Origin of the sequence: Ruegeria sp. HKCCD7221 (assembly GCF_013031225.1) — a bacterium.
Classification (GTDB): domain Bacteria; phylum Pseudomonadota; class Alphaproteobacteria; order Rhodobacterales; family Rhodobacteraceae; genus Ruegeria.
Window position 1 is genome coordinate 1 of the sequence record NZ_WPZE01000007.1, and the last position, 23,267, is coordinate 23,267.

General features: G+C 58.7%; 26 protein-coding genes and 1 tRNA gene. 13 read left to right on the forward strand and 14 right to left on the reverse strand.

Annotated elements, in window-relative coordinates:
* Nucleotides 1–198: 198 nt before the first annotated feature.
* The 3 genes from GOX73_RS15685 to GOX73_RS15695 form a co-directional block, all read right to left on the reverse strand.
* Nucleotides 199–1,080, reverse strand: coding sequence for a DMT family transporter (locus tag GOX73_RS15685; RefSeq protein ID WP_171126601.1), 882 nt, complete (start codon nucleotides 1,078–1,080; stop codon nucleotides 199–201).
* Between the two features lie 136 nt (nucleotides 1,081–1,216).
* Complete coding sequence (locus GOX73_RS15690) at nucleotides 1,217–1,630, reverse strand: Fur family transcriptional regulator (RefSeq protein WP_171122310.1); 414 nt, start codon at nucleotides 1,628–1,630, stop codon at nucleotides 1,217–1,219.
* A gap of 74 nt (nucleotides 1,631–1,704) precedes the next feature.
* The gene (locus GOX73_RS15695) at nucleotides 1,705–2,409 is read right to left on the reverse strand and encodes an endonuclease/exonuclease/phosphatase family protein (protein WP_171122308.1); all 705 of its coding nucleotides are present in this window, start codon (nucleotides 2,407–2,409) and stop codon (nucleotides 1,705–1,707) included.
* A gap of 235 nt (nucleotides 2,410–2,644) precedes the next feature.
* Between GOX73_RS15695 and GOX73_RS15700 the strand changes: the two genes are divergently transcribed.
* A complete protein-coding gene (locus GOX73_RS15700) occupies nucleotides 2,645–3,532 on the forward strand; it encodes a DMT family transporter (RefSeq protein WP_171126600.1) in 888 nt (295 codons plus the stop codon).
* A gap of 10 nt (nucleotides 3,533–3,542) precedes the next feature.
* Here GOX73_RS15700 and GOX73_RS15705 read toward each other — a convergent pair whose 3' ends face one another.
* Nucleotides 3,543–4,961, reverse strand: a complete 1,419-nt coding sequence (locus tag GOX73_RS15705; RefSeq protein WP_171126599.1) for a YdiU family protein — start codon at nucleotides 4,959–4,961, stop codon at nucleotides 3,543–3,545.
* An 84-nt stretch (nucleotides 4,962–5,045) separates the two neighbouring features.
* Between GOX73_RS15705 and GOX73_RS15710 the strand changes: the two genes are divergently transcribed.
* Both GOX73_RS15710 and GOX73_RS15715 read left to right on the forward strand, forming a co-directional pair.
* The gene (locus tag GOX73_RS15710; RefSeq protein ID WP_171126598.1) at nucleotides 5,046–5,465 is read left to right on the forward strand and encodes a cupin domain-containing protein; all 420 of its coding nucleotides are present in this window, start codon (nucleotides 5,046–5,048) and stop codon (nucleotides 5,463–5,465) included.
* A gap of 3 nt (nucleotides 5,466–5,468) precedes the next feature.
* Nucleotides 5,469–6,359 (forward strand): fatty acid desaturase, encoded by an 891-nt coding sequence (locus GOX73_RS15715; protein WP_171126597.1) that lies wholly within the window; start codon nucleotides 5,469–5,471, stop codon nucleotides 6,357–6,359.
* Here the strand turns inward: GOX73_RS15715 and GOX73_RS15720 are convergent.
* Entirely contained in the window at nucleotides 6,325–7,449 is a 1,125-nt protein-coding gene (locus GOX73_RS15720) for an anhydro-N-acetylmuramic acid kinase (protein WP_171126596.1), read from the reverse strand. The two genes, GOX73_RS15715 and GOX73_RS15720, sit on opposite strands and share 35 nt — an antisense overlap.
* 183 nt (nucleotides 7,450–7,632) lie before the next feature.
* Here GOX73_RS15720 and tyrS point away from each other — a divergent pair, with 183 nt between their 5' ends.
* Nucleotides 7,633–8,877: a tyrosine--tRNA ligase gene (gene tyrS / locus GOX73_RS15725; RefSeq protein WP_171126595.1), complete on the forward strand. Its 1,245-nt coding sequence runs from the start codon at nucleotides 7,633–7,635 to the stop codon at nucleotides 8,875–8,877.
* Between the two features lie 85 nt (nucleotides 8,878–8,962).
* On the opposite strand, the gene GOX73_RS20620 is transcribed toward tyrS, so the two are convergent.
* Nucleotides 8,963–9,817, reverse strand: a complete 855-nt coding sequence (locus tag GOX73_RS20620) for a hypothetical protein (RefSeq protein WP_174825690.1) — start codon at nucleotides 9,815–9,817, stop codon at nucleotides 8,963–8,965.
* Nucleotides 9,818–10,056: 239 nt separating this feature from the next.
* On the opposite strand from GOX73_RS20620, the gene GOX73_RS15735 reads away from it, so the two are divergent.
* Nucleotides 10,057–10,812, forward strand: coding sequence for a 3-hydroxyacyl-CoA dehydrogenase (locus tag GOX73_RS15735; RefSeq protein ID WP_171126593.1), 756 nt, complete (start codon nucleotides 10,057–10,059; stop codon nucleotides 10,810–10,812).
* Between the two features lie 3 nt (nucleotides 10,813–10,815).
* On the opposite strand, the gene GOX73_RS15740 is transcribed toward GOX73_RS15735, so the two are convergent.
* From GOX73_RS15740 to GOX73_RS15750, 3 genes are all read right to left on the reverse strand, one after another.
* On the reverse strand, nucleotides 10,816–12,624 hold the full coding sequence (locus GOX73_RS15740) for an ABC-F family ATP-binding cassette domain-containing protein (protein WP_254429221.1): 1,809 nt from the start codon (nucleotides 12,622–12,624) through the stop codon (nucleotides 10,816–10,818).
* Between the two features lie 41 nt (nucleotides 12,625–12,665).
* Nucleotides 12,666–13,400, reverse strand: coding sequence for a GNAT family N-acetyltransferase (locus GOX73_RS15745; RefSeq protein ID WP_171126592.1), 735 nt, complete (start codon nucleotides 13,398–13,400; stop codon nucleotides 12,666–12,668).
* A 97-nt stretch (nucleotides 13,401–13,497) separates the two neighbouring features.
* Entirely contained in the window at nucleotides 13,498–13,974 is a 477-nt protein-coding gene (locus tag GOX73_RS15750; protein ID WP_171122288.1) for an outer membrane protein assembly factor BamE, read from the reverse strand.
* A gap of 85 nt (nucleotides 13,975–14,059) precedes the next feature.
* On the opposite strand from GOX73_RS15750, the gene GOX73_RS15755 reads away from it, so the two are divergent.
* The 8 genes from GOX73_RS15755 to GOX73_RS15790 all read left to right on the forward strand — a co-directional run bounded on the left by GOX73_RS15755 (nucleotide 14,060) and on the right by GOX73_RS15790 (nucleotide 19,426).
* Entirely contained in the window at nucleotides 14,060–14,596 is a 537-nt protein-coding gene (locus GOX73_RS15755; protein ID WP_171126591.1) for a DUF177 domain-containing protein, read from the forward strand.
* Nucleotides 14,597–14,802: 206 nt separating this feature from the next.
* Nucleotides 14,803–15,009, forward strand: coding sequence for a 50S ribosomal protein L32 (rpmF, locus tag GOX73_RS15760; RefSeq protein WP_008756996.1), 207 nt, complete (start codon nucleotides 14,803–14,805; stop codon nucleotides 15,007–15,009).
* 24 nt (nucleotides 15,010–15,033) lie between these two features.
* The gene (plsX, locus tag GOX73_RS15765; protein ID WP_171126590.1) at nucleotides 15,034–16,122 is read left to right on the forward strand and encodes a phosphate acyltransferase PlsX; all 1,089 of its coding nucleotides are present in this window, start codon (nucleotides 15,034–15,036) and stop codon (nucleotides 16,120–16,122) included.
* 21 nt (nucleotides 16,123–16,143) lie between these two features.
* A complete protein-coding gene (locus GOX73_RS15770) occupies nucleotides 16,144–17,115 on the forward strand; it encodes a beta-ketoacyl-ACP synthase III (RefSeq protein WP_171126589.1) in 972 nt (323 codons plus the stop codon).
* Between the two features lie 96 nt (nucleotides 17,116–17,211).
* Nucleotides 17,212–17,514 (forward strand): integration host factor subunit alpha, encoded by a 303-nt coding sequence (gene ihfA, locus GOX73_RS15775; RefSeq protein ID WP_008755922.1) that lies wholly within the window; start codon nucleotides 17,212–17,214, stop codon nucleotides 17,512–17,514.
* 18 nt (nucleotides 17,515–17,532) lie between these two features.
* Nucleotides 17,533–18,147 (forward strand): MerR family transcriptional regulator, encoded by a 615-nt coding sequence (locus GOX73_RS15780; protein ID WP_171126588.1) that lies wholly within the window; start codon nucleotides 17,533–17,535, stop codon nucleotides 18,145–18,147.
* Nucleotides 18,148–18,208: 61 nt separating this feature from the next.
* Nucleotides 18,209–18,285: transfer RNA gene (locus GOX73_RS15785), tRNA-Pro, on the forward strand.
* 61 nt (nucleotides 18,286–18,346) lie between these two features.
* Entirely contained in the window at nucleotides 18,347–19,426 is a 1,080-nt protein-coding gene (locus GOX73_RS15790) for a 2'-deoxycytidine 5'-triphosphate deaminase (RefSeq protein ID WP_171126587.1), read from the forward strand.
* On the opposite strand, the gene GOX73_RS15795 is transcribed toward GOX73_RS15790, so the two are convergent.
* The 5 genes from GOX73_RS15795 to GOX73_RS15815 all read right to left on the reverse strand — a co-directional run bounded on the left by GOX73_RS15795 (nucleotide 19,423) and on the right by GOX73_RS15815 (nucleotide 23,231).
* Complete coding sequence (locus GOX73_RS15795; RefSeq protein WP_171126586.1) at nucleotides 19,423–19,665, reverse strand: hypothetical protein; 243 nt, start codon at nucleotides 19,663–19,665, stop codon at nucleotides 19,423–19,425. The genes GOX73_RS15790 and GOX73_RS15795 overlap by 4 nt on opposite strands.
* A gap of 64 nt (nucleotides 19,666–19,729) precedes the next feature.
* Nucleotides 19,730–20,386 carry an SMC-Scp complex subunit ScpB gene (gene scpB / locus GOX73_RS15800; protein ID WP_171122275.1) on the reverse strand — a complete coding sequence of 219 codons (657 nt, stop codon included), beginning with the start codon at nucleotides 20,384–20,386 and terminating at the stop codon, nucleotides 19,730–19,732.
* Nucleotides 20,379–21,173, reverse strand: a complete 795-nt coding sequence (locus GOX73_RS15805; RefSeq protein WP_171126585.1) for a ScpA family protein — start codon at nucleotides 21,171–21,173, stop codon at nucleotides 20,379–20,381. Before GOX73_RS15805 ends, scpB begins: the two co-directional genes overlap by 8 nt.
* A complete protein-coding gene (gene nagZ / locus GOX73_RS15810) occupies nucleotides 21,163–22,170 on the reverse strand; it encodes a beta-N-acetylhexosaminidase (protein ID WP_171126584.1) in 1,008 nt (335 codons plus the stop codon). Before nagZ ends, GOX73_RS15805 begins: the two co-directional genes overlap by 11 nt.
* A complete protein-coding gene (locus GOX73_RS15815) occupies nucleotides 22,167–23,231 on the reverse strand; it encodes an SPOR domain-containing protein (protein ID WP_171122269.1) in 1,065 nt (354 codons plus the stop codon). The genes nagZ and GOX73_RS15815 overlap by 4 nt, the downstream gene beginning before the upstream one ends.
* Nucleotides 23,232–23,267: the final 36 nt, after the last annotated feature.

Sequence of the window (23,267 nt, forward strand, 5' to 3'; positions counted from 1 at the left end):
TTGCCCCGACTGTCAAGAATTTCCCGGGCGTGGATGTCGATGATTGTGCTCATTAGGCCGATCCCTGTGGCTGCATTCAGTTGCACGCCTCATAGCATCACGGATTCAAAAGTAAACCGGACCCGTTATCGCTAACACCCGTATTTCCACAGGTTTAGGGCTAACAGCCAATTGTTTGGGCTAACGTGCGACGATCCGTCAGGCGGCAACGGCCAATTCGCGCGCCAAACGACGCTCACGGATAAAAGTATACATGCCAGACAGGATAATCAGAGAGGCCCCGGCAAGTGTCATTACGTCAGGACGTTCGCCGAACATCAGCATCCCCGCAGCAATCGAAAAGACAAGGCGCGTATAGCGGAACGGTGTCAGCGCCGAGGCCTCTCCGATCCGCATTGCCGTTACGATGGCGTAATACGCCAAAACGCCAAAGCCGATCGCGCCCAGATAAGGTCCAACTTGTCCGGACTGCAGCGGAGTGACAGGTTGTGCCGACAAGACCATAAGGGCTGCACCCGCCAGCGCGATCGCCACATAAGCCTGCAACGCCACAACGGACGACGCCACACGCGCATCAAGCTTGCGCGTAATCAAATCGCGCGCAGCGATTGCGACTACGGTTGCCACAACGAAAAGCGATTCGGGCTGAAACCCCGCCAAACCAGGGCGAATAATCATCAGGACGCCGACAAAACCAATTCCGATTGCACTCCACCGCCGCCAGCCGACATGTTCCCCCAGAAACAGCGCGGCCCCCATGGTTACCGCCAAAGGCATGGCCTGAAAGACCGCAGCGACTGTTGACAGTTCCACCAGCGACAATGCCGTGACAAAAGTCACCGCCCCGAATGCCTCGGCCCCTGCCCGCGCCATCGGCAACGGTTGCCATGCCAGCGGATCAAATATGCGCTTTCGGGTTACCAGCGACATACCTGTAAACAGGAACCCGCAGCTTACCCCCAGAACAATCATGATCTGACCGGTAGGAACACTGGTCGACAGGTGCTTGATGAACATATCCTCAAGCGCAAAGGCCGCCATCGACCCGATGATCAGCAAAATGCCGTGTACGTTGTTCATGCGCGTTTCCAAAGAAAGGGGCAGGTAAATGCCAAGCCCTCAAATCAGGAAAACCGTAACATCCCAAACGCCGCAAGCGATATTGCGACGTGTTTCATGAAATCGCGTGCGACTGCCAATCGCGTTTCGTGATGGGTCAGTCCTGTTCCAGCGGAACACCGTACAGTTCCAGCCGGTGCCCTTTCAGCTTGTATCCCAGCTTTGCCGCGATCTTCTCTTGCAGCGCTTCGATGTCGGGGTCTACGAATTCGATGACTTTGCCCGACTGCATGTCGATGAGGTGGTCATGATGATCCCTCTCAGCGTCCTCATAGCGCGCGCGGCCGTCGCCAAATTCCAGACGTTCCAGAATTCCCGCCTCTTCGAACAGTTTCACGGTGCGGTACACGGTAGCTATCGAGATCCCCGAATCCACCTCTGACGCGCGCGCATACAGCTCTTCGACATCCGGGTGATCCTCACTTTGCTGCAGCACATGTGCAATGGTACGGCGCTGACCTGTCATGCGCAGGCCCTTGGCCTCACAACGGGCGATGATCGTATCGGACATGAGTGACCCTCGGGGCTTATTCGGTTCTCTGTCTTAATACGTCTGTGCGGCTGGCGCCACAGGGGATTTGCATTCTATGCGGCGCGCCGAAGATCAGCCCATATCGGTAAATGATCCGAAGCGATATGCGCGGGCCGAGCGTCATGGACACCATGCAGGATGGCCTCCAACCCGTCGCCCAGCGCAATCCTGTCCAACGCGCCCAGCGGCTGCGCGGCGGGAAAGCTGGGAACTGGTGGCAGAAACCGCATGTCCGGCGCCAGATGATCCAACACCGGCTGCCGCGACCATTCGTTGAAATCGCCTGCCCAGACCGTCGGCATCTGATCGAGATCATCATCGAACCGCCGCAGATGAGTGATCTGCTGACGTCTGGACGCAGGCAACAGGCCCAGATGCATCCCCATAACCCGCAGTGGGCCGATTTGGGTATCAAACTCGACCCGTACCGCGCCCCTAGGCTCTAACCCCGGCAGGTCGTGGTGACCTTTCTGGCGTTCCTGAATTTTATCGCCACGCCAGATGACAGCGTTGCCGTGCCAGCCCAGACTGCCCGCACCGCCCAGATCAACGATCTGCCAACCCGCTTCATCCAACATAAAATGAGGCAGAGCCGCCGGTCGTGGAGGCAGGCGTTTGTCGGCCTCTTGCAACACCACGATATCGGCTTCCATGCTTTCGATCACCTGCAGGATGCGCTGAGGCTGGCGACGAAAATCAAGCCCGACGCATTTCTGGATATTGTAACTCGCAATGCGCAGGGTTGAATGAGTTTGCATTTGGACCTGATCAAACATTTGATCCAAGAGTGCCACGATGGTTGTCAGGTGCAACCCCCGACGCCCGAATGATGCGCTTATACAGAATTTTGAAGGCGGCCTCGTTCAACAGCCCATGATTTCCGCGTTTCAAAGCCGGACATGGACCGACGTACATGTTCCACTTGATCCTCAGCCAACGTTCACTCTATCCCGGCGACAGGCCAGTGTTGCTTGCCGATTTCCGAGGACGTTCATGATTTCGAACCCAGTTCATACGGACAATACCACCCGCGCCAGCGTAATCCTTGTCATTGGCGGAATGATGTGGGGGCTGTATTGGATTCCGGTCCGGTTCTTCTATGACCTTGGCTTGACAGGTCCGTGGCCGGGTATCGCGATGTATAGCTCGGCCCTGCTTGTTCTGATCCCTCTGGTTTGGCGCGAGCGTCTGGCGCTGGCCTTACAGTGGCGCAATCTCGCCCTTAGCGGGATGTTCACCGGGGCAGCGTTCAGCCTGTATTCCCTGAGCCTTGTCTACACGGACGTCGTCCGCTCGATCCTTCTGTTCTATTTGACGCCAATCTGGGGGACGATGCTTGGGCTGGCTTTCCTAGGCGAGCGTCTAAGCTGGGGTCGCTTTGCCGGGCTGGTCTGCGGGGTCGCAGGGTTGTTCGTTGTGTTGGGCGGTGAAGGCTTTGTGCCATGGCCCCAAAACGCAGGCGACTGGCTGGCGCTGGCGTCGGGCATCTGTTGGGCGCTGGGGACCCTTGGGCTGTATCGGGCCAGCAGTATTTCCATTTCCGGGCAGGTGTTTGCCTTTGTGTTGGGTGCACTGATCCTGTCTTTTCTCAGCCTCGCCCTTATTCGCGGCCCGGTTCTGCCAAACCTCACCCAAAGCGAATATCTTTGGATCATTCAACTTGCTCTTCTGTCCGCCCTATACACGCTGCCCATGGTCTATATGACGATCTGGCCCGCGACCAAGCTGTCCCCCGCGCGGGTCGGCATCCTGTTGATGAGCGAGGTTGTCGTCGGTATCGCCTCGGCCGCTGCGTTTTCGGGCGAACCCTTTGGTCTGCGCGAACTGTTGGGTGCCGTCCTGATCGTCAGCGCAGCAGTCTTGGAAATCGTGCGCAAATAACAACGAACGTTTACGTCCCACAGAATGTCGCATGCACCACTTCGCTCTGAGTCGGCGGGCGTTTGAGGTCGGCCTCATCGGGTTGTTCCTTAAACGGCTGCGCCAGAACCCGGTTCAAGCGATGGAACGGGCCATAGTCACCCTGCACAGCCGCCTCAATCATTTGTTCAACCCGATGGTTGCGCGGGATGAAGGCGGGGTTTGCTGCGGCCATGACCGGGAATGGATCGTCTTCCCGCTGCAACCGAGCCTTCCAACCCTCAGCCCATGTGTCAAACGCAGCCGGGTCCGTGAATTGATCGCGGGCTGCATCGCTGCCCAGCGCACGGAACGTATTGGTGAAGTCGGCCTGATTTTGCGCCATTCGTACTAAGAGATCGGTAATCAACCCCTCATCGCCCTCTTCCGAGGTCGACAGTCCCAACTTGGACCGAAAGCGCGCTTGCCAGTTCTCTTGCAGCAAGTCCGGCATGGCATGAACGATCTCGGTCGCCTCTTCTACTGCGGCCTGCTTGTCCTCGACCTGCTGGATCAGGGCGGTGGCAAGCTGCGCGGCATTCCAAACGGCAATCTCAGGCTGGTTGGAATAGGCGTAGCGGCCCATACGGTCGATTGAGCTGTAGACCGTATTCGGGTGATAGGTGTCCATAAAGGCGCAGGGTCCATAATCTATGGTCTCGCCCGCGATCGAGCTGTTGTCGGTGTTCATAACGCCGTGAATGAAGCCCACGCTCATCCATGCGGCGATCAGTTCGGATTGTTTCTGGACAACGGCGCGCAACAGACCCATTGGCCCTTTGGCCTGAGGGTAGTGCCGTTGAATCGCGTAGTCCGTCAGTTGGCGCAGGCTGTCAAACTGGCCGCGCGACGCAAAGACTTGAAACGTCCCCACACGCAGATGGCTTTGCGCAACCCTTGTAAGCACAGCGCCGGGCATAGGCCCTTCGCGCAAGACAACTTCACCGGTCTCAACCGCAGCCAGCGCCCGCGTCGTTGGAATGCCCAGCGCGTGCATCGCCTCGGACACAACGTATTCCCGCAGGACCGGACCCAGCCAGGCCCGTCCGTCGCCCTGTCGGGAAAACGGTGTTGGGCCCGAGCCTTTGAGCTGAATGTCCCGGCGCACCCCGTCGTTTCCAACGGTCTCCCCCAACAGCACGGCGCGACCGTCACCAAGTTGAGGGTTGTAGTTGCCGAACTGGTGCCCGGAATAAAGCTGCGCGATCGGCTCTGACCCTTCGGGCAGCGTATTCCCGGCAAACGCCTCGGCCATTTCATGCACATCGCCCGGAGTGACGCGCAAAACACGCGCAAGGTCTTCGTTGAACGCGATCAGTTGCGGCGCGCGTACGGGGATCGGAGCCTGCCGTGCATAAAAGCTGTTGGGAAGCCGGGCATAGGTGTTGTCGAACGGGATCATCAGGGTCATGCGGCAAACATATTCCTGATCCGGCCGAATACCATAGCGGATCACGCAAACCCGTGCATAATCATTCGCAACCACGAGGCACCAATGACTGCACAAGACATCATCGACCACCTGAAACTGCAACAACACCCCGAAGGTGGCTGGTTTCGCGAAACCTGGCGCGCGGAAAACGAAGGCCGCGCCACGGGCACCTGCATCTATTTCTTATTGGCAGAGGGCGAGCGCAGCCACTGGCACCGCGTCGACGCGACCGAGATTTGGCTATTCCACGCTGGTGCGCCGCTTATCCTGTCCATCAGCGATACAGATACCGGGCCTGCCGCGGATCACGTGCTGACCCCTGACCTTTCCAAGGGCGCGCCCCAACTGATTGTGCCAAAAGGCCATTGGCAAGCCGCCTGGTCCACCGGAGCTTACACCTTGGTCAGTTGCACCGTGTCACCGGGGTTTGAGTTTGACGGCTTTGAACTGGCCGACCCCGGCTTTGACATTCCCCGAAGTTGAAGAATGGACCACCGAGCCCTCATAGCCTCGATTCCGCCAGAGGAAAAAGACCGCCTGCAAGAGCGTTCGAACATCGCAGGGTTGCGGCACCTTTCCTTATATGTCCTACTGCTTTTGGTCACGAGTTTAGGCATTGCTTTTCAGGTTCCACTGTGGCCGCTTCTGCTGCTGCCTCAAGGTCTGCTGCTGGTGTTTCTGTTTACACTCAGCCACGAGTGCACGCATAAGACGCCCTTTCGCAGCGGCTGGCTGAACGACGCGGTTGGTCACATTGTTTCGTTGCCTATTGCCCTGCCCTTCACGTGGTTTCGGTACTTTCATCTGGCCCACCACAAATGGACCAATGACCCGGACAAAGACCCGGAACTGGACGGCAAACCCAGACCAGAGCGCTGGCCTGACCTTATGATCTACCTCAGTGGCTGGCCGTACTGGAAAGGCATGACGCTCGTTCTCTTTCGCAACGCGACCGGAAAGATCGACGCGCCCTACCTACCCCAACGACAACATCGCACAATGCGGATTGAGGCAGGATTGCTGCTTGGCCTCTATGCGCTTGCGGGTCTCAGCGTTTTTTTCACACCGATCCTGTTCTGGCTGTGGCTGCTTCCGGTTCTAATCGGCCAGCCATTTCTGCGCCTTTACCTATTGGCAGAACACGGCCTCTGCCCACCGGTCGCCAATATGCTTGAGAATTCACGCACCACCTTCACCAACCGGATAATCCGGTTTTTGGCGTGGAACATGCCCTTTCACGCGGAACATCATGCGTTTCCGAATGTGCCTTTTCACCAATTACCGTCCCTGCACGGCTGGACGAAAGCCCATCTGCAATCCACCTCAGACGGATATTCTGAGTTTACGGCAGACTACGTGCACGCGCTGGAGCGCTGATCATACCACCGCCAACAAGCGCCCTGACTCCGGTCGTTCCCGGGCACGAGGTCGGCAAACCCTTGGCCACGCGGACGGCGAGATAAGCGAAGGCCTGCGCTTCCAGCATGTCTCCGTCCAGACCTACGGCCTCGACCGGTTCGACCGCGCAGTCGAGGCCCGCGCGCAGCATTTCCATCAAGACCGGATTGCGGCGGCCTCCGCCCGTGACCAGCACGCGCGCGGGGTGCTTGAGGCAATGCTCCATCCCCTGCATCACGCCTGCGGCGCACATGCCCGTCAAGGTTGCCACGGCATCGGAGTCGGACAGTTCCTGTACCAACCCGATCATTTCTGCGAAATCGTTCCGGTCCAGCGATTTGGGCGGCACCTTGTTAAAGAACGGCTCGGCCAGAAACAATTCAAGCGCACCCATCTCAACCGTTCCGCCGCGCGCAACTGCGCCATCCCGGTCCATCGGCAAACCAAGCCGTGTTTGCATCAGGTCATCGACCGGCGCGTTGGCCGGACCGGTATCAAAGGCCAGCAGCGCGCCGGGGGCTTCGGGGCCATCAAAACTGGGGTCCACGTAAGTCAGGTTCCCCACCCCGCCGAGGTTCAGAAAACACAGAGGTTCCTTAGCTCCGATCCATTTGGCACAGGCGAAGTGAAAGAACGGCGCAAGCGGCGCGCCCTCACCCCCCATCGCCACGTCGTCACTGCGGAAATCCCACACGACGGGAACACCCAACGCCTGAGTCAAACCGTCTCCGTCGCCCACCTGCAAGGTTCCCCGCCCACCCGGTTCATGTGCAAGGGTCTGGCCATGAAAGCCGATCAGATCGATCTCATCGAATTCAGACAATGCTTCGGCATGGGCGATGGTCACCAGTTCAGCGGCGGCATCGACTTCGGGACCATGCCAATGGCCCAGCGCAGACCTGAGTGTGGCACGTTCTTCGTCGGAATAAGCGCGATAGCCGCTGGGACCGAACCCCATGATGCGCACCCCGTCGGTTTCGACCACGGCTGCGTCCACGCCATCCAAAGACGTGCCCGACATTGCGCCCAGTGCTTTGACCGTATCCGTCTTGCCTATTACCCGGCTCATGCCTTACCTCTTGCGTCTTTCGCGCCCGTTGGATCAGCGCGTTGGCCACAACCTGCACGGTAACGTAAACACAACGCAAGCCACATAAGGCGCACCGCGTGCTTTTCCTGCAAAAGGTGCCTTTTCCTTGCCACCCCCACCGCCTATACACTGCCCCGCAACACAAACCCAAAGGGCACGGATATGACCTACCACCCCAAATCGGATTTCATCGCCACGATGATCGAGCGCGGCTTTCTTGCCGACTGCACCGATTATCAAGGCCTTGACGACGCGCTGATCAGTGGGGTGCAAACAGCCTATATCGGTTATGACGCAACCGCGCAGTCGCTGCATGTCGGTCACCTGATGAACATTATGGTTCTGCGCTGGCTGCAAAAGACCGGTCACAAGCCGATCACCCTGATGGGCGGCGGCACCACCAAGGTGGGTGACCCCTCATTCCGGTCGGACGAACGCCCCCTGCTGGGCCCCGAACAGATCGACGCCAACATCGCCGGGATGCAGAAGGTTTTCGCCAAGTACCTGTCCTATGATGACAGCGACACCGGCGCGTTGATGCTGAACAATGCAGAATGGCTGGACAGCCTGAACTACCTCGATTTCCTGCGCGATATCGGGCGGCATTTCTCGGTCAACCGGATGCTGTCCTTTGAATCCGTAAAATCCCGTCTGGACCGCGAACAATCGCTGTCTTTCCTCGAATTTAACTACATGATCCTGCAGGCCTATGACTTCCTTGAGCTGAACCGTCGCTATGGCTGTGTTCTGCAGATGGGTGGCAGCGACCAGTGGGGCAACATCGTCAACGGGATCGACCTGACGCGCCGGGTTCTGGATCAGGAGATTTATGGCCTGACGACGCCTCTTCTGACCACCAGTGATGGCCGCAAGATGGGCAAATCGCAGGGCGGAGCGATCTGGCTGAACGGAGATATGCTGTCGCCTTATGAGTTCTGGCAGTTCTGGCGCAACACCACCGACGCCGACGTTGGCCGCTTTCTGAAGATTTTCACAGAACTGCCCGTGGACGAATGCGACCGTCTGGCCGCGCTGCAAGGGTCCGAGATCAACGAGGCCAAAATCCGCCTCGCCAACGAGGTCACCACCCTGCTGCACGGGGCCGAGGCCGCCGCGACCGCGGAAGCCACAGCGCGCGAGGTGTTCGAGAAAGGCGGCGTGGGTGACGATCTTCCGACCCTGACCATCGGTGCGGATGAATTGCCTGCCTCAATCGTGCAGTTGATCGTTAAGTCCGGCCTCGCCAAATCCGGCAAGGAAGCCAAGCGCCTGATCGCCGAAAACGGAGCCAAACTGGACGACGCACCACTGACCGACGCGGGGTTGATGATCGACGCAGGTGCGTTGTCATCGCCGATCAAGCTGAGCGCAGGAAAAAAGCGGCACGCGCTAGTGCAACTGGGCTGAACGCTCGATTGAACCGATAGGCAACACAAGAAAACGGCCACCCTATTGGGCGGCCGTAATTTTTTGGAAAGCTGGTTTTAAGGCCTCAGCGTTTCCCGCCGTTGCCGTTTCCGCCGCCATTGCCGTTTCCACCGCCTTGGCCGTTGTTGCTACCGCCGTTACCGGTCCCGGGGCCTGAGCCTCCGGTGTTTCCACCGCCATTACCAGAGTTGCCGCTGTTCCCGTTTCCATTTCCGGGACCACCGTTGCTACCGCCGTTGCCGTTTCCGCCGCCCTGGCCGCCGCCATTGCTGCCACCGTTGCCGTTTCCACCACCTTGGCCGTTGTTGCTGCCGCCGTTACCGGTTCCGGGTCCCGAGCCTCCGGTGTTACCACCACCGTTACCAGGATTGCCGCCGTTGCCGTTGCCGTTGCCGGGGCCGCCGTTGTTTCCACCGTTGCCGCCGCCGTCATTGTTGCCGCCGCCGCCGTCATTGTTCCCGCCGCCGCCGTCGTTGTTGCCGCCGCCGCCGTCGTTGTTGCCGCCGCCGCCGTCGTTGTTGCCGCCGCCGCCGTTGTTGTTTCCGCCTCCGTTATTGCCACCCGGACCAGATCCCGCTTGATTCCCTTGATCGTCGTTCGGGTTTTCACCCGAATTGGAAGTTGCCCCAATCGACGCCGTCGAGAAATCTGTCAACAATGCGGCCAAAGCGGGGCATTGCTCGCCTGTGACGGCTAAAGTTGCTTCGAAATCCGACCGCCGCTGCAGGCGCTCTATGAAGCTTGGCGTCACTTGCGTACAATCACACAGGGCTTGATAGTCGCCCGCGTTGGCCGCGATCCGTGCCGTTCTTGCGTTGCAAACTTCTGTCGAAGCCTGCGCAGTTGTTGCCATCAACACCCCGACGAACGGGGACACCACCAAGGCTGAAACGCTTGATTTCAGTCTTATCCGCATCATTAATCTCCTTGCGCCCTAAAAACCCAAGTCCTTCAGGATCTTCGATTACAAAGTGGAAGCCGCAGATGAAGCGCGGTTAAGCGCATGCTGAAAATGCGTTAACAAAGGGCTCGCCACCACTCATCACACTCGACCAGAACACCAGTTGTGACGGTTATGGCGCATGGATATACAATATGTACCTGCGCCACCAATCAAATGTGGTCACAATGTGTCAAAATTAAGGAGAGGTTACCGAAATGCAACTACCCTCAACCGGCGCCATAGTCACAGGCGGCGCATCCGGGCTTGGAGAGGCAACCGCTCGATACTTTGCCGAAAACGGAGCACAGGTCACTATTCTGGATCGTGACGCCGAGCGCGGAAATGAGGTTGCGGCCGAAATCGGCGGGCACTTTGTCGAGACGGATGTGACGGATGAGGCGTCGGTCGCCGCTGCGATTGATTATGCCGTAGACAAGATGGGCCGGATCACCGCTGCGGTGAACTGTGCTGGCATAGCCGTAGGCATCAAGACGGTTGGGAAGGAAGGCCCTCACCCACTGGACCCATTTCAACGCACGATCGACATTAATCTGGTTGGAACTTTCAATGTTTCGCGTCTTGCAGCCGAACAGATGGCAAAGAACGCACCCGAGTCGGACGGCGCACGGGGCGTGATCATCAACACGGCGTCGATTGCGGCGTTTGATGGTCAGAAAGGCCAAACCGCCTATGCCGCATCCAAGGGTGGCATTGTGGGTATGACGTTGCCCATGGCCCGTGACCTGGCCTCATCCGGTATCCGCGTGATGGCCATTGCGCCGGGAATTTTCATGACGCCCATGCTCGCTGGCCTGCCGGAAGAAGTGCAACAGCAACTGGCGGCGGATGTCCCGAACCCTGCCCGCCTTGGCGACCCGCGTGAATTCGGGCGGTTGGCCGGGTTCATCGTCGAAATGGGCTATCTGAACGGTGAAGTGATCCGTATCGACGGCGCCCTGCGGATGAGGTGACCGTCAGACGCCTTCGGCCTTTTCTTCCAGCATCAGCCATTCTTCTTCGGCTGCTGCTAGCTTCTCTTGCCGTTCAACCAGCGCCTCGGTCGCTTTCTGGAACTTGACCGGCTCGCGGGTGAACAAGTCGGGATCGGACATGAGCTCTTCGAGCTTACCGATCTCGGCCTCAAGCCGTTCCATTTCAGCAGGTAGCTTTTCCAGACGGTGTTTTTCGGAAAACGACAGGCCCGATTTGGGCTGATTTTCCTGCTTTACCTTAGGTTTTGAAGGCTTTGTTTTCTCAGCCTTCCTTTCGAAAACGTCACCGCGCTGCGCAATATAGTCGGACCACCCGCCCGCGTAGACTGTGGCGCGGCCATTGCCCTCCATCGCGATGGTGGTCGTGGCGACGCGGTCCAGAAAATCCCGGTCGTGACTGACCAACAGAACGGTCCCGTCATAGTCGTCCAGCAGTTCCTGCAGCAGGTCTAGCGTTTCCACATCCAGATCGTTGGTCGGTTCGTCCAGCACCAGCAGGTTCGAGGACTTTGCCATCAGCTTAGCCAACAAAAGCCGCGCTTTTTCTCCACCTGACAAGGACTTGACGGCAGCCCTTGCCTGCCGTTCGTCGAAAAGGAATTCCTTGAGGTAGCCGACAACATGCTTGGGCTGGCCGCCCACCATCACCTGATCAGCTTTGCCGGAAACGCGCATCTCGGGGTCACCGGTCAGGCTGTCCCACAGGGTCATTTCCGGGTCCAACTGCGCGCGGGTCTGATCAAAAACGGCAACCTCAAGGTTGGTTCCAAGCGACACAGAGCCTTCGTCCGGTTGCTCCTGCCCCAGCAGCATTTTCAGCAGGGTCGTCTTCCCCACTCCGTTGGGGCCGACAAAGGCCACTCTGTCCCCGCGCTGCACCAACAGATCAAAGTTCCGAACGATCTGCTGCGCCCCGAAAGATTTGGCCAGCCCCTTAGCCTCGATCACTTTTCTGCCTGACTTGGGTCCGGCTTCCAGCGTCATCGCAGCCGAGCCCTGACGCTTGATCTGCGCTGCTTTCTCGGCCCGCAGCGCCTGCAACGCGCGAACCCGACCCTGATTGCGCTTACGCCTCGCACTGATGCCTTCGACGGCCCATTTCGCCTCGGACTTGATCAGACGGTTCAGTTTGTGACGCTGCTGATCTTCTTCTTCCCAGACTTTGTCGCGCCACGCCTCGAATGCTTCAAAGCCCTGTTCTTGCCGCCGAACAACCCCACGGTCGATCCACAGGGTCGCGCGGGTCAAAGCGCGCAGAAATGCACGGTCGTGCGAGATCAGGACATAAGCCGCACGGGTCGACCCCAACTCGCGTTCCAACCAAGCGATCGCCTCGATATCCAGATGGTTGGTCGGCTCATCCAACAGCATCAGGTCGGGCGCTTCGGCCATCAGCTTGGCCAGCGCTGCACGGCGGCGTTCACCGCCCGAGGCTGTCTCAACAGCGCGCGACGGATCAAATTTCAAACCCTCACCCGCGCGTTCGACCTTGTAAAGCTCTCCGGGCTCCAACCCGCTGGAGGCATAATCGCCAAGCGTGGCAAACCCCTCCATCCCCGGGTCCTGCTCCATATAACCCACAGATTTTCCAGGGGGGATGACGATGTCGCCTTGATCGGCCTCAACCAGCCCCGCCATCACTTTCATTAGTGTCGACTTACCGGACCCGTTCCGCCCGACCAGCGCAACGCGGTCGCCCGGCTGAACCACCAGATCCAGCCCCGAAAACACCGGGTCGCCCCCAAAGGTCAGGGAAATACCGGCCATCTGCAACAAAGGAATTCTCGCCATGCCCGCCAGCTAAACCGGCAGGGCCAAGGCGTCAACGGCGATTACCCGACAACCGCGCGCAACAGCCGCCTTCGCGCCGGAGGGATCGCCCTTATCTCAAGCCCGGTAAAGACGTGGAGCGTATTCATGTGGCGATCGACGACAGCGTGATCGCTGACCCAGCCGCCCATCATCAGATAAGTGCGCAGCAACGGCGGCATCCGCAGCATTGCCTTCTTGGCATCGGGCCTGCGTCGCAGCCTTGCGGCAAAGCGGAACACATCGGGCGCCTTCACGCGCGGCAACCAGCGCTTTGGGGCCAGGTGGCGATGTTTCAGCATGGCAAACGCGTCCAGATATTCGGAAGTTTCTGTCCCGGCAAACGATGAGCAACCGAACAGCATTTCCACATTGTTCGCGTCCACATAGGCGGTCATTGCCCCCCATGCGACGCGCAGGATATCGGGGTCAGTCCAGTCAGGGTGAACGCAGAATCGCCCCATCTCGACCATACGTCCGGTGAATCCTTCAAGCGCCGAGAGGTCATAGAACTGGGCGGAATAGCTGCGGCTGATCTCGGACCCCTGATCCATCGTTAGCATCCGAAAGCAGCAAACCACTTGCCCCTCGGCGCGCGTATCCTCGACCAGAATATGTGCGCAGAGAGGATCGAAACCGTCCTGATCCACCTGTTCTGTTCCAAAGGCCAGCGTCCGCAGTCCCTGCGCCGCCGCAATATCCTGCGGCGTTCGCGCCAGACGCGCGCGGTACCGGCCCTTGCCGAGCAATAGTGCCATGGTCGCACCTCCGCGGTTGCAGACCCGTTTCTTCCTGCTGCGTGACTATCACACTATGTGTGACCATCGTGTGACTGCGGCAAGAACTGGCTTCAAATTAATTGGTCGCGCCGGGAATGTTCGCAGGGTTGAAGTTGCCAATGTTGCCAAGCAGTTGACGCAGGAAGCCCCGACCCTCGATACTGGAATCGGTCACGCGGCGATCCAACTGAACGACAACTCCGTCCTCAAGCCCGTAGCGCTCGATGTTGCGGACGACGCCGCGCTGATCAAAGCTGATCGCGACCAGTTGACGTTCGACGACTTCGGGGCGTTTAGGGCCGTAGTGACGGACTTTGGAACGCACATAGTAATAACCGGAATCCCGTACCACGCCGGACGACGTTGGCGCGCCGACGGCTTCGACCACGCTGTCGCGGGTGTCTACGCCGACTTTGATCTCGGCCAGTTCTTCTGGTGTGGGGACATACCCGTGATTCTCGAAAACAGGCGTACACGCACCAGCGACAACCAGACACGCCCCAAATACAAGCGCTTTGGACGCTGGTTTCAACCTGTTCACAACCTTCAACATTCACACCCTCTTGCCTTGGCCCCTTGCGGACCCTATCCGATTACATCAAACCGCAGCCCCGGTTCAACACAGGAAAGGGTCACGAATGAGCAACCAGACTTCTCTGCGGGTCGCAGACCTACCCCAGAACACGCCAACCACCTTTGATCTGCGCCCGGATGCCAGATGGCTGGACGTGATCAAAGAGGATCTTGGCCTGCTCGGATTGCGCAAACTCAGCTTCGTGGGCGAACTGCGCGCGCAAGGCAAACGGGACTGGGCTTTGACCGGTAAATTGGGTGCAACGGTCATTCAGCCGTGCGTCGTGACATTGGAACCGGTCACGACCAGGATCGACACGCCAGTATCCCGCATGTTTCTGGCAGATTGGTCAGACCCGGACGAAGAAGAGTTCGAGATTCCCGAAGGCGACGACTCGGAACCTTTGGGAGCAGAGATCGACCCGGCGCAGGTCATGATCGAGGCGCTGTCACTGGCGCTGCCGCAATACCCGCGCAAGGACGGTGCGGAACTGGAACAAGCCGACTATACAGAACCGGGCAAACAGGCGATGACAGATGAAGACGTCAAACCCTTTGCCGGGCTTGCCAGTTTGCGCGATGCGATGAAAAAAGACGAGTGACACCGCGCAGATTTCCTGTCATAGCACGCCCTCAGAAAAATCGCTTGAACATGTCGAGAATCGCAGTATTTTCGCGCGCTCATCGGAATTTGGGTTGGACAACGTAGGGCATGTACCCTAAACGCGCGTCAAACCACGAGAAAAACGAAGAATGAAACCCGGCCCACAGCGAATCTGTTGGCCCTTAGTAGACAAAGGTTGAGACCATGGCTGTCCAACAGAACAAAGTTTCCAAGTCGCGCCGCAACAACCGCCGCGCACATGACGCTCTGGTTGCTGCAAACCCGAACGAATGCCCCAACTGTGGTGAGCTGAAGCGCCCGCACCACGTCTGTGCGTCCTGCGGCCACTATGATGACCGTGAAGTCGTCGCTCAGGCCGACGAAATCGACCTGGACGAAGACGCGGCCTAAGCCTTTCTTAGTGCAGGCCAAGGCATGACAGATAAGCCCAAGCACGCCGGACGGATTACCATTTCGGTTGACGCAATGGGCGGAGATTCGGGGCCTGCCACAGTTGTGGCAGGCATTGCGCAATCAGCGAATAAGAACCCCGACATTGCCTTCGTTCTGCACGGGCCAGAAGCCCTGCTGCGCAAACTTGTCGCCAAACGACGTGTCCTGAATGGGCGCGTCGTTTTTTGTGATTGCCCCGATGTGGTCACGATGGAGGACAAGCCCAGCCAGGTTGTTCGCAACGGCAAGCAGACCTCGATGTGGTCGACGCTGGAATCAGTCCGTCAGGGCGAGGCGCATGGCGCCGTGTCCTGCGGCAATACCGGCGCGCTTATGGCCCTATCCATGATGCGGCTTCGCAAACTGCCGGGCGTGAACCGTCCGGCGATTGCGATTCTGTGGCCTTCTCGCAACCCGCAGGGCTTTAACGTGATGCTGGATGTCGGCGCAGATGTACGCGCCGACGCCAAGGACCTGCTGCAATACGCGCTGATGGGCGCGTCCTATGCCCGCAACGGCATGGCGCTGGAAAGACCCCGCATCGGATTGCTCAACGTCGGAACGGAAGAGCACAAAGGCCGCGCCGAATTGAAAGAAGCGCATTCGATGATCGCGGACTTCGCGGATCAGGCCAGCTTTGACTTTGTGGGCTTTGTCGAAGGCAGTGACATCCCCGGAGATAAGGCGGATGTCGTTGTAACCGATGGGTTTACCGGCAACGTCGCCATCAAAACCGGAGAAGGCACCGCAAGCCTAATCGGTGACCTGTTGCGCGAAGCTTTCAAGTACTCTCCTTTGTCCCGCCTGGCCTCTGTGCTTGCGATCACGTCGCTGAACCGTCTCAAAAAACGTATCGACCCTCGCCGTGTGAATGGCGGGGTTTTTCTGGGTCTGAACGGCACAGTGGTCAAATCACATGGCGGCGCTGACGCGACAGGGGTGTCAGCGGCGGTAAAACTGGCCTTCACCTTGGCCCAATCGGGCTTTGCTGAAAAATTGGCGGCACGGGTTGCATCCACAGCCGAGCTTGCACAAGATGCCGCGCACGCACCGCCGAAAGCGGGCGAATAACAAAAAAGGCAGTACCTCAGGATGGCAGGCCGTTCAGTTGTAGTTGGTGTCGGACATTATTTGCCAGAGCGCATTGTTCCGAATTCCGAGTTTGAAAAGACGCTCGATACGACGGATGAGTGGATCAGAACCCGCTCGGGTATCGAACGGCGCCACTTTGCCGCAGACGATGAAACAACGTCGGATATGGCAACCAAGGCCGCCGAAGCTGCGCTGGCAGATGCCGGCCTTACGGCTGACGACATTGATGCCATCGTTCTGGCAACTTCGACGTCGGACCTGACCTTCCCTTCTGCCGCCACCATGGTGCAGTCGCGGCTGGGTATGACCAGGGGTTTCGCCTTTGACGTTCAGGCCGTGTGCGCCGGGTTTGTCTATGCCCTGACCAACGCCAACGCCCTGATTCTGTCGGAACAGGCCAAGCGCGTGCTGGTCATCGGGGCCGAGACATTTTCGCGCATCATGGACTGGACTGACCGATCGACCTGCGTGTTGTTTGGCGACGGTGCAGGCGCGCTGATCCTGGAGCGTCAGGAAGGCAACGGAACCTCGGACGACCGGGGCATTCTGGCCACCGATCTAAACTCTGACGGGCGCTACAAGGACCTGCTTTATGTCGATGGCGGTGTTTCCACTCAGACCACCGGCTTTCTGCGGATGAAGGGTAACCAGCTGTTCCGCCAAGCTGTTGAACGTTTGACGTCAACTGCCGAAAATTGCTTGGAAAAAGCCGGTTTAGGTCATGAGGATGTGGACTGGATCGTCCCTCATCAGGCAAATATCCGCATCATTCAGGGCACCGCCAAGAAGCTGGGCGTTCCGATGGATCATGTCGTTGTCACGCTTCAGGACCACGGCAATACTTCGGCCGCTTCGATTCCGCTTGCGATGTCAGTGGCAAAGCAACGCGGTCAGTTCAAGCCGGGCGATCTGCTTGTGACTGAGGCAATCGGCGGTGGATTGGCATGGGGTTCAGTCATCCTGCGGTGGTAACAGGCGCAAAACGGCTTACACACACGACTGCAATTCATTGATATTGACAGTGAATTTGCCCTGACCCTATGCTTTACCATCAATAGGGGAATAGGCATGGGCGACAAAACACTGACCCGAATGGATCTGAGCGAGGCCGTCTTTCGAGAAGTTGGCCTTTCACGCAACGAAAGCGCGCAACTGGTTGAAAGCGTTCTAAACCATATGTCCGACGCGCTTGTGCGTGGTGAGCAGGTCAAGATTTCGTCGTTCGGCACGTTCAGTGTGCGCGACAAAACTGCCCGTATCGGCCGCAACCCCAAAACCGGTGAAGAAGTTCCAATTCAGCCGCGCCGCGTGCTGACCTTCCGCCCGTCGCACCTGATGAAGGATCGCGTCGCCGCAGGAAACCGTAAATAAGATCAGGACAGCAGGGTCATGAGCAAGTCCCCAGACGCCTTTCGCACAATCAGTGAAGTTGCGGATTGGCTGGGCGTGCAAGCTCATGTGCTGCGATTCTGGGAAAGCCGTTTCAGCCAGGTAAAACCGGTAAAGCGCGCGGGTGGGCGTCGATACTATCGTCCGAATGACATGCGGCTGCTTGGTGGCATCAAGAAACTGCTGCATGAGGATGGCATTACCATCAAGGGCGTTCAGCGCATCCTTCGGGAGCAAGGTATAGCGCATGTCGCTTCGCTGTCGCAGGGTCTGGACGAAACGGCACAACCTGATCCGATCGCTGACAATAGCGTTGTCGTTCCCTTCGCAACCAAACCAGCCCCTGCCCAAGAGCAGATTACGCTGGATCTGGAGGCGGCCAATCCACCTGAACCTGCGCGACCGGAACCGGCTCCGGTCGTCGAAACATCACAAAATGACGCCCCTCAGCAATCCGAACCAGAATATCTGGATGAAGCACCGCTGATGGGGGGCATTGCGACTCAGGCGTGGAACAGAACGGATTTTGACGACAGTCTGTTGCGCCAAATCGCACCGGTCGCCAAAGAGCTGCGGGCCGTGCTGGATCGAATTGAAAACCGATCGGCGGGATAAGAAAAAAGGCGATGATTTCCTCTTGCCCCTGCCGGGAAAGTCTTTATGAACACCCCAACGTCGGGCTATGGCGCAGCCTGGTAGCGCGTCCGTCTGGGGGACGGAAGGTCGCAGGTTCGAGTCCTGCTAGCCCGACCAAATCACACCGACGTTTATGGCAGACAGGCCAGATCCCGCTCTGGCAACAGGGGGGATCGGAATGACAGGCGTATGTCCAAACCAGCAGATCGAAGGCATGATTGCGCGCGGTGAGATTACCGCCGAGCCCGCGATCATCGACCCGCAGGTGCAGCCGGCCAGCCTGGACTTGCGTCTGGGAACAGTGGCTTACCGCGTACGCGCATCCTTTCTGGCGGGCGAAGGACGCTCAGTCGCCGACCGTCTGGCCGAGTTCGAGATGCATCGGATTGATATCAGCGATGGCGCGGTTCTGGAAAAGGGCTGCGTTTATCTTGTTCCGTTGATGGAATCACTTGCCCTGCCCGACAGCATAACCGCAGTCGCCAATGCCAAAAGCTCGACCGGGCGACTGGACTTGTTGACCCGCACCATCACCGATGGCGGGACCGAGTTTGACCGGGTGCCCGCAGGGTATTCTGGCCCCTTGTATGCCGAAATCTGCCCCCGCTCGTTCTCGGTTCTTGTACGGCCGGGTATGCGGTTGAACCAGATTCGCTTCCGCGAGGGTCAAGCGGTGCTGAGCGACGCGGAACTGACCGCACTGCACAACGACTCGCCCCTTGTCGATGGGCCTGCCGTCATTCAGGACGGGTTGGGTTTTTCGGTCGATCTGCAACTGCCGGACACCGATCTGGTCGGCTATCGCGCCAAACCGCATACTGGTGTGATCGACCTTGACCGGATTGGAGAATACGACCCACAGGAATACTGGGAGGAGGTGCGTACCACCGATGGCCGCATCATCCTTGATCCCGGTGCGTTCTACATTCTGGTCAGCCGCGAGGCGGTTCATATTCCGCCCATGTACGCTGCGGAAATGGCCCCCTATCTGGCCATGGTTGGCGAATTCCGCGTGCATTATGCTGGTTTCTTCGATCCCGGGTTCGGACATGCCGCTGCTGGCGGCGCGGGATCGCGCGGCGTTCTGGAAGTGCGCTGCCACGAAGCCCCCTTCGTGCTGGAGCACGGGCAGGTTGTCGGACGGCTGGTGTATGAGAAAATGGCCGAAATGCCCACTCAGCTTTATGGAGCGGGTATCGCCTCAAACTATCAGGGACAGGGCCTGAAACTGTCCAAGCATTTCAAAGCAGTCACCTAGAACTTTATGAAACGGCGCATCTGACGGGTCATCCGCTGCGCCTGCTTCATATTCTGTTTCTGCCGATTGGCGTTCTGTTGCATGTGACGCTCAGCCGTTGGGTCAGCTTTGGCGTTTGGCTGTTTTCCGGATTGGCGCCCCATACGACCTGCCATGTCAAAGCCTTTGTCCACACCCTTACTGACAAGGCGGCGCATAACCTGACGCACAATCATGTCGATCAGTCGATTGGCATTCATCGCTTAACTCCGTCTTCCAGATCCGAACATAATCCTTTGGCGCCGCGACAAAAGGGACGCTCGATCACTCTTCCTCGAACAGTTCGGTCTGATCTTCGTCATCTTCGCCATCCTGCCCTTCCCCCAAGGGCATTGCACCCGGTGGTGGTCGGTTTTCCAGAAGGCCCGCAGCGCGCAATTCCTTGAGCCCTGGTAGATCGCGCGCATTCTCCAGACCGAAGTGGTCCAAGAATTGCGGGGTCACAACAAAGGTCACCGGACGCCCGGGAGTCATGCGGCGACGGCCCAGCCTGATCCACTCCATCTCGAGCAACTGATCAATGGTGCCGCGTGAAACGGAAACACCACGGATTTCCTCAATCTCGGCCCGTGTACAGGGTTGATGATACGCGACAATCGCCAATGTCTCGATCGCGGCACGGCTGAGTTTCCGCGTCTCGACCGTTTCCTTTTGCATCAGGAAACCCAAGTCGGGCGCTGTGCGAATCGCCCAAGCCTCGCCCACACGGACCACGCGGACGCCGCGCCCTTCGTATCGTTTATGCAGCAGTTCAACAGCTTGCGCCGCGTCGCTGCCATGGGGCATCCGGGCCTCAAGATCGGCAATCGTCACCGGTTCGGCGCTCGCGAACAGCACAGCCTCGACCATCCGCTCCTGTTCGGCCAACGGCGGGGCCTCGAACAGGGTGCCGGTGCCTTCGTCTTCGGGGGCGTCAGTCACGTGTTTCGGTCCTCTTACGCAGGTGGATCGGAGCAAAAGTCTCGCTTTGCTTGATCTCCATATGTCCTTCTTTCACCAGCTCCAGCGAGGCCGCAAAGGTCGCAGCCGTGGCCGAGCGTCGGCGCACTGGATCCGCATCCCAGCCATCGGGCAGGTAAGTCTCCATATCCGTCCATGTCCCGGCAAAACCGATCAGCGGGCGCATCCGTTCCAGCGCCTGCTCCATCGTGAAGACGGCGTCGCGGTCCATGACAAAGGGGCGGAACTCATCCCGGGTGCGGATACGGGCATAACCCTGCATCAGATCCAACAGCGTGGCCGAATAGGTCACGGTACGGATACGCGTGATATCCTCGCCCTGCCCGCGTTTGAAGAAATCGCGCCCCAGTTGGTCCCGCGCCATCAGACGGGCGGCGGCGTCGCGCATCGCTTGCAGCCGCTCCAGTTGGAAAGCCAGATGGGCAGCCAATTCCTCACCCGACGGTCCTTCGTCGTCCGGGTCGGGTGGCAACAACAGACGGGATTTTAGAAAGGCCAACCACGCTGCCATGACCAGATAGTCCGCCGCCAGCTCGATACGCAGCGCACGCGCCTTTTCGACAAAGGCCAAGTACTGCTGCGCAAGAGCCAGAACCGAGATCTTCCGAAGATCAACCTTTTGCGTCCGCGACAGGGTCAGCAAGACATCCAACGGGCCTTCAAACCCGTCGACATCAACGATCAGGGCTTCGGCCGCAAGGCGATCCGCGACCGAGACCGGGTCTTCGCTGAAAAGGTTATCGTTCATACACCTGCCCGCCCATTAGGGCAGATAGTTCAGCCTCAGCCGCAGGGATGTCAAGTTCCGCTGGCTTCTGCCGCATCGACAGCGCCTTTTCCGCTCGGGATTGTGCCCGGTCGGTCATGTCTCCGGCGGCCTCCAGTACGCGTGCCCGGGCGTCGAACGATCCGTTGCAATGCAGAACCACGTCGCACCCTGCGTCCAGCGCCTGACGCGCGATATCCTCTGGCGCGCCGCTCAGAGCTTTCATCGAGATGTCGTCGGTCATGATCAGCCCGTCAAAGCCAATTCGGTCGCGGATCAGTTGGATCATCACGGATGAAATCGTCGCTGGCTGGGGATCAATCTGATCATATACCAAATGAGCGGTCATACCCATCGGCAGGTCGTTCAAAGCGCGGAACGGGGCAAAGTCGTCGCGGTTCAACTCATCCAAAGGCAAATCCACGTGGGGCAGATCATGATGGCTGTCCATGGTTGAAAGACCATGGCCGGGCATATGCTTGATCACTGGAAGCACACCACCATCAAGATGCCCTTTGGCGACGGCGCGCCCAATTCTAGAAACCTGATCCGGATCGGAACCATAGCAGCGGTTTTGCAGGAAAGGATGAGTGTCCTCGCGCGCCAGATCGACCATAGGGGCACAGTTGCTGTCGATCCCCAGCTCGAATAATTCCTGCGCGATCAACCGATACCGCAGATACATTGCACGCTCGGCCTTTTCGCCAGAACGTGTGGTGTGATCCAGTGGCGGCATCCATTCGCGGGCGATTGGGCTCCGCAGGCGCTGCACGCGGCCACCTTCCTGATCAATGGTAATAGGACAATTGCGGCCCACCGCCTCTCGGAAGTCGTCACATAGGGCGCGTACCTGATCAGCCGTGTCGATATTGCGGGCGAACAAAATGAACCCAAACGGGTTCATCTCGCGGAACAGGCTTTTTTCTTCATCCGACAGGCGCAGGCCTGCTGCGTCAGTGATTGCAGCGCCTAACGTCAACGGGCGGCAACCGGGATGCAGTCAGCGCCTTCCGCCTGAAGGGCCGCGCAGAATTGACGCGAGTCGCTCAGGTCATCGAACCCCAATACACGAAGCCGGTAAAAGGTGCGCCCGCCGCTTGAGGTTTTCTGTATAACACGCTGTTTTCCTGCCATATATTCGCCAAATCGGCCGTTCAGACGATCCCATTCGGTGCGGGCCACATCAGAACTTTCATATGCACCAAGCTGGGCAAGGCGCGTTCCCTTTGACAGTGCGTCGGGGTCCACATCCAGACCAACCGCCGCTTTGACGGCTGCGTTGATTGCGTTTTCGGTTGTACTGTTCGGTGTAATCGCCGCCGGTGTCGTCCGCGCCGGGCGCGTAATCGGGCGCAGCGAACGCCGGACGCCGGGCAAGGCCGCCAATTCCGGGTCGGGTAGCTGCGCCGCCAGATCGGCGGGGTCAATCGCAGGCTCTTCTTCCGGGATAACCAACGATGCCAGTTGCACGCCCTGCTCTGCCGGGGTGTCGGTTGCAGTATTTTCATCTGCAAGTTCTGCAACCAACGCGTCCACCGCGCTCTGGCGCATTTGGGCAGCTTCCTGATCAGAAATCTCTTCCTCAACCAGATGCACGGCTTTGGTCGGCTTCAACGCTTCGACCGGTGTGTCTTCATCAGCTAGCGAAACCGGGCGCGGAGCAAGGATCAGTCGATCCGCAGGCGGTGCAGCCGTTCCAACCGCGGCAACAGCATTAACGGCCAACCCCTGATGATCCGCCGGAGTTCCGCCGGGGTTTTCAGGCTGAATCCTCATCGGTCCTTCCAGAGCGCGCACAACGGGCACACCACTCACGTCCCGCATGACAAGCTTGTAACCCCAGATGCCGATACCTGCGACCAAAGCCAGCGACGCGACTGCGCCCAGCGTATTTACGATACGCCCCAACCCCGCTGTCTGCGGTGCCGCTTCATATTCCAGCATGTCATCGGAATATTCGGACCCATCCTGAGGATGCGGTTGATTCGTGTAATGCATCTGCTCGGGGCGCATTTGCCCCGAGTAATCGTAATTCGCCATGTCCGCCTCACTGCCCGTTTCGCGCCAGAAAATAAG